6 protein-coding genes are annotated in these 6,115 nt (G+C 72.0%); all 6 read left to right on the top strand.

The window, feature by feature from the left end; all coding sequences use genetic code 11:
• The first annotated feature begins 392 nt into the window (after positions 1-392).
• On the top strand, positions 393-1,931 hold the full coding sequence (locus ACWGIG_RS36055) for an APC family permease (RefSeq protein WP_453325931.1): 1,539 nt from the start codon (positions 393-395) through the stop codon (positions 1,929-1,931).
• Entirely contained in the window at positions 1,928-2,974 is a 1,047-nt protein-coding gene (locus ACWGIG_RS36050) for an acetamidase/formamidase family protein (RefSeq protein ID WP_453325930.1), read from the top strand. Before ACWGIG_RS36055 ends, ACWGIG_RS36050 begins: the two co-directional genes overlap by 4 nt.
• 62 nt (positions 2,975-3,036) lie before the next feature.
• A complete protein-coding gene (locus tag ACWGIG_RS36045) occupies positions 3,037-3,177 on the top strand; it encodes a hypothetical protein (protein ID WP_453325929.1) in 141 nt (46 codons plus the stop codon).
• Between the two features lie 10 nt (positions 3,178-3,187).
• On the top strand, positions 3,188-3,436 hold the full coding sequence (locus ACWGIG_RS36040; protein WP_453325928.1) for a hypothetical protein: 249 nt from the start codon (positions 3,188-3,190) through the stop codon (positions 3,434-3,436).
• 203 nt (positions 3,437-3,639) lie between these two features.
• Positions 3,640-4,950, top strand: coding sequence for a GAF domain-containing protein (locus ACWGIG_RS36035; protein ID WP_453325927.1), 1,311 nt, complete (start codon positions 3,640-3,642; stop codon positions 4,948-4,950).
• A gap of 56 nt (positions 4,951-5,006) precedes the next feature.
• Positions 5,007-6,115: aldehyde dehydrogenase family protein (locus ACWGIG_RS36030; RefSeq protein ID WP_453325926.1), on the top strand; the 1,109-nt coding region annotated here is incomplete at its 3' end.

Below are 6,115 nucleotides of genomic sequence, written 5' to 3'. Positions count from 1 at the left end.
GCCGTAACCGCCGGGCGGCGGGCCCTGTGGCGGACCCGGCGGCCCCTGGGGCGGTCCGAAGCCTCCTCCGGGCGGCGTTCCCGGCGGCTGGTGCGGTGGTACGGGCGGCATGGCCATACCGTCCAGAGTCGACCGTACGAGGGCATCTCGCGAGCCCTGTAGGCAAGTTGGTGCCTTTCGTGCGACGGACCGCAACATTCCGGATGCCCGGGCGCTCGCCGGCAGGGCATACCAGGCGGGCACAGCGCTCCCCCGCGCCTCCCCGCACCCTTCCTCCGCATGCGCCCCGCGCCGTACGGTGAGCCGCGCACGCCGCACGCCGCACACCGCGCAACCGTTCAGCGCACGAGGCAGTGACGAGGCAATCCGGTCGGCGGACAGGAGAGCACAGGGTGTCGGGGGAATCGCACACGGGACTGCGCCGCAATGCCGTAGGGCTGCGCGACGTCCTCTTCCAGAGCGTGACGGCCATGGCACCGGCGGCGGCGATCGCCGCTTCCATCCCGGCCGGTGCCGCCTTCGCGGGCGGCAGTCTGCCGCTGTCGGTGCTGGTGGCGCTGGTGGCCTGTCTGTTCACCGCCTCGTGCGTGGCAGAGCTGGCGCGCCGGATGCCCGCCGCCGGTTCCGTGGCGACGTACTCGGCGCAGGGCCTGCATCCGGCGGTGGGCTTCCTGGTGGGCTGGGGGTACGCCTTCGTCGAGTCGCTCGTACCGGCGCTGCTGCTGCTCCAGCTGGGATTCACCACGGCGGGCACGCTGCACCAGGAGTGGGCGTCCTACCCCGCGGACCTGTGGTGGCCGTGGTCCCTTGCGGGGGCGGTGGTCATCGCGCTGGCCGGATTCTTCGGGGTGCGGGCGTCGGCGCGCTTCGGGACGGTCCTCGGCATCTTTGAGGTGCTGGTGTTCGTGGTGTTCGCGGTGCTGCTGATCTCACAGGCGGGCGATGCCAACACCCTCTCGGTGTTCGGCACTTCGCACACCGCCGACGGATTCGACGGAATCAGCGGCATCTTCGCAGGGTCCGTCTACACGGTGCTCGCGTTCGCAGGGTTCGAGGCCGCCGCCCCGCTCGCGGAGGAGGCGAAGGATCCGCGCCGTACGATGCGGCGCGCGGTGCTCGGGGCGGCCCTGTCCATCGGCCTGGTGTACATCCTGACCACCTACGCGATGGCGGTCCATCTGGGGCCCGACGATTTCGCCGGGTTCGGTGCCGCGGGCGCCGCCTCGTGGGAGGGGGTGGCGCGGGCGTCGTTCGGGCTGTTCTGGCTGCTGCTGTTCCTCGCGGTGGTCAACTCGACGGTCGCCAACGCCAATGCCTGCGCGAACGTCTCGACGCGTACCGCCTTCGCCTTCGGCCGCATCGGGGTCTTCCCGAGCGCCTTCGCGCGGCTGCACCCCCGCCACCGCTCCCCCGTCACCGGGATCGCCGTGCAGTTCGCCGTCGCGGTGGCCGCGATGCTCGGACTGGGCTTCGCGTACGACCCGTTGACAGCGTTCGTCCTGTTGGCCACGATCATCGTCACCGTCGTCATCGGGGTGTACATCGTCGTCAACCTGTCGTGCATCGGCTACTTCCTGCGGCGGCGCCGCGACCTGTTCCACCCGGTGTTGCACCTGCTCTTCCCCGTGCTGGGCATCGTGACGTTCGTGCCCGCGCTGCTCACGGCCGCCGGGATCCCGGCCTTCGACTTCGTGTCGCAGCTGAAGGCACCCGTGTCGTACGCCGGTCCGGTCGTCGCCGTGTGGATGCTCGTCGGGGTCGTGGTCCTGGGCGTACTGCTGCGCAGGCATCCGGAGCGGGTCGCGGAGACCGGCCGGGTGCACCTCGACGACCTGCCCGACGACCTCGATCCGCACGGCCCGCACGCACCGCACGGCCCGCAGAACCCACACCGTCCGCAGAGCCCGCAGAGTGGAGCCCCACACCGATGACCGATCCCCGCGTGGTGACCGTACGGCCTCAAGAGGGCGAGTTCGCCTGGACCTTCGGCGGAGCCACGCCCGTGGCACGGATCGCGCCGGGCACGGTGCTCGACCTGTACACGGAGGACTGTTTCGCGGGCCGGGTGCGGTCCGAGAAGGACCTCGTGTCGCAGGTGTGCGAGTTTCCCTTCCTGAATCCGCAGACCGGGCCGTTCTACGTGGAGGGCGCCGAGCCGGGCGACACGGTGGCGGTGCACTTCGTGTCGATCGAGCCCGCGCGCGACTGGGCGGCGTCGACGACGGTGCCGTTGTTCGGCGCACTGACGTCGACGCATGCGACGGCCTCCTTGCAGGCGCCGCTGCCCGAGGTGGTGTGGATGTGGGAACTGGACCGGGAACGGCGCACCTGCCTCTTCCGCGCCCGGGACAGCGACATCGAGATCGAGCTGCCCATGGACCCGATGCACGGCACGGTCGGGGTGGCGCCGGCGAACCTGGAGGTGCGCTCCGCGCTGGTGCCCGACGCGCACGGCGGCAACATGGACACCCCCGAGATGCGTACCGGTGTCACCTGTTACCTGGGCGTCAACGTGGAGGGCGCGCTGCTCAGCCTGGGCGACGGGCACGCCCGTCAGGGCGAGGGCGAGACGTGCGGGGTCGCCGTGGAGTGCGCCATGAACACCGTGGTGGTGGTCGAGCTGCTCAAGGGGGTGGCCACGCCGTGGCCGCGGCTGGAGTCCGACACCCACATCCTCTCGACGGGGTCGGCGCGCCCCCTTGAGGACGCGTTCCGGATCTCGCAGCTGGATCTGGTGCAGTGGCTGGCACGGGACTACGGCCTGTCGGAGCTGGACGCGTACCAGCTGGTCGGTCAGGCCGGCCAGGCACCGCTCGCCAACGTCTGCGACACGAACTACACGTGTGTGGCGAAGATCCGCAAGGAGTGGCTGCCGCCCGGCGAACCGCACCGGGGGCTGCACCGGCACCTGCGTGAGGTGGCGCGGACCGTACGGGGTCAGGGCCCGTCCGCGGCGGGGCCCGGACCCCGCTGAACAGGCCGGGCGGGGAGGATGCCGGTGGCAGCGCACTCCGCTCCCGTGCCACTATCCGCTGCATGGACACCGAGAAGAACCTGGCTGCGCCGGAGCCCGCCCTGCGGCGCCCGCGCGAGGCCGAGGCCGCCCTTCCCTCCGGGATCTCTCCGGAGGGCCTGCGGCAACCGGATGCGGGCCTCGGCGAGATCCTGCCCCGGTAGGCGCGCGGTCATGGACGAGTTCGAGCTGCTGGACCCCTGGTCGATCGAGATGCTGGCGCCGATCGTGATCGCGGGGGAAGGCCCGATGGCCTGCCCGGGCTGTGCGGCGGTCACCGGGTTCTCCGCCGGGGGCCGATGGGGCGACCCGGTGCGGATGCGGTGCCGGTGCGGGCGCGACTGGCTGCCCTTCGAGGACGATCCCGAACTGAGCCGTGAGCTGATGAAGGAGCTGATCATCGCCGCGCAGTCGGAGCAGTAGCGGACGGTACGGGCCGGCCCCCGACCGGGCAGCCCGGTCGTCCCCGTAGGGGCTGCCTCTCGTCGCCGTTCCGGCGTGCGCGGGCCGGTTCCCGTCGCCCGGGTCGGCTGCCGCACCGCTTGTCTCCCTCCCCTGGCGGTACGACGATGAGGCGCGGCCCGCCGGGCCCGCTGCCGTCCGAAGTCTTCGCCGGGGAGGCCGACTTGACCGATGCGTGGGTGGCTCTGGAACCCGGCGACGACCCCGGCGCGCGGCTCGGTGTGCTGCACCGGGCGTACGACGCGTTCACGTCGGCGGGTCGTATAGAGCGGCCGGTGCGCCCCGTGGTGGCCGACTCCTGGCGGCGGTCCGCGCGCGCCCGGGTGGTCCCCGAGGGCCGCGCGCGCGTGGAGCTCGCGGAGGACGAGCTCGGAGCGTACCGGGACGGCCATCCACTGGCCCGGGCGATGCCCCTGGTCCGCGAGCTGATGGGGGCGTACGCGCACGACGGGAAGCACCTGCTCGCGGTGTGCGACGCGCACGGGAGGCTGCTGTGGGTGGAGGGGCACGCGCAGTCCCGGGAACGTGCCGGGAAGATGAACTTCGTGCCGGGCGCCCGCTGGGCCGAAGCTGCGGTGGGGACCAACGCACCGGGCACGGCGCTGGCCCTGGACCGGCCCGTCCAGGTGTTCGCCGCCGAGCACTTCCTGCGGCCCGTGCATCCGTGGACGTGCGCGGCGGCGCCCCTGCACGACCCGAACACGGGACGGGTCCTGGGCGCGGTGGACATCACCGGGGGCGACAGCCTCGCCCATCCGCACAGTCTGGCCTTCGTACAGGCAGTGGCCCGCGCCGCCGAGTCCCATCTGGCGCTGCTCGCTCCCCCACCGTCCCCGGACGCCGACAGGGCCATGCTGCACGCCCTGGGGCGCGACGAGGCGCTGCTGGTGGCGGACGGGTCCAAGGTGCGGCTGAGCAGGCGGCACAGCGAGATCCTTGTACTGCTTGCCCGTCATCCCGAGGGCCTCTCCGGCGACGAGCTGCTGTGCGAGCTGTACGAGGACGAGTCGGTCACGCCCGTGACGCTGCGGGCGGAACTGTCGCGGCTGCGCCGCCTGTTGGGGCCGGGCCTGCTGAGTTCGCGCCCGTACCGGCTGACCGTCCCGGTCGACGCGGACTTCGCGGTGGTGGCCAGGCGGCTCGGGTCGGGTGCCGTGGCTGCCGCCATGGGGGCGTACCCGGGGCCGCTGCTGCCCGCTTCGCAGGCGCCCGCCGTCGTACGGCTGAGGCGGCGGCTGGAGGGTGAGCTGCGGGCCGCGCTGGTGGCGCGCGCGGATCCGGGGCTGCTGTCGGACTGGGTGTACAGCCCGTGGGGCGAGGACGATCTGGAGGTGTGGCGGGCGCTCGCCGCCGCCGCGCCCGCGGAGCGGCGACCCGCAGTGCTTGCGCGGGTGGCCGCACTCGATGCGGAACTGCGTGGGTCACCGACTGCCGGCGCGGCCTGTGCAACGGCGTTGCAACGTCGCCCGCTCTAGCGTCCCTCCGGGTGCCGCCCGACGGCGGGCGGCACCTCCCGAGGGAGGCCACCGCGATGACCCGATACTCCGCACCCGGCAGCGAGGGCGCACTCGTCTCGTACCAGAACCGCTACGACCACTGGATCGGCGGCGAGTTCGTCGCACCCGTGCGCGGCGGCTACTTCGAGAACCCGAGCCCGGTCAACGGCCGCACCTTCACCGAGATCGCCCGCGGCACCGCCGAGGACGTCGAACTCGCCCTGGACGCGGCGCACTCGGCGGCACCCGGCTGGGCACGCACGGCGCCCGGTGACCGGGCGAACGTCCTGTTGCGCATCGCAGACCGGATGGAAACGCACCTGGAGGAGCTGGCGGTCGCGGAGAGCTGGGAGAACGGCAAGCCGGTACGGGAGACCCTGGCCGCCGATATTCCCCTGGCCATCGACCACTTCCGGTACTTCGCGGGTGCGCTGCGTGCCCAGGAGGGGTCGTTGAGCGAGCTCGACGACGACACGATCGCCTACCACTTCCACGAGCCGCTCGGCGTGGTGGCCCAGATCATTCCCTGGAACTTCCCGATCCTGATGGCCACGTGGAAGCTGGCGCCCGCGCTGGCGGCCGGGAACACCGTCGTGCTGAAGCCGGCCGAGCAGACGCCCGCCTCGATCCACTTCTGGATGAGCCTGGTCGCCGACCTGCTGCCGCCGGGGGTCGTCAACATCGTCAACGGTTTCGGCGTCGAGGCGGGCAAGCCGCTCGCCTCCAGCCCGCGCGTCGCGAAGATCGCGTTCACCGGGGAGACCACCACGGGGCGGCTGATCATGCAGTACGCCTCGGAGAACATCAAGCCGGTCACCCTCGAACTCGGCGGCAAGAGCCCGAACCTCTTCTTCGACGACGTGTGGAACGCGGACGACGACTTCCGCGACAAGGCCCTCGAAGGGTTCACCATGTTCGCCCTGAACCAGGGCGAGGTGTGCACCTGTCCGTCGCGCGCCCTCATCCAGCGGGGCTGCTACGGCGAGTTCCTGGAGGCGGCGATCGCCCGCACCGAACTCATCAGGCCGGGCCACCCCCTCGACACGGACACGATGATCGGCGCACAGGCCTCCAACGACCAGCTCCAGAAGATCCTTTCGTACCTGGACATCGGCCAGCAGGAGGGTGCGAAGATCCTGACGGG

The organism is Streptomyces sp. NPDC054863, from assembly GCF_053610825.1.
Note: the sequence above shows the minus strand (reverse complement) of the source record. Positions and strands in the feature narration are given on the sequence as shown.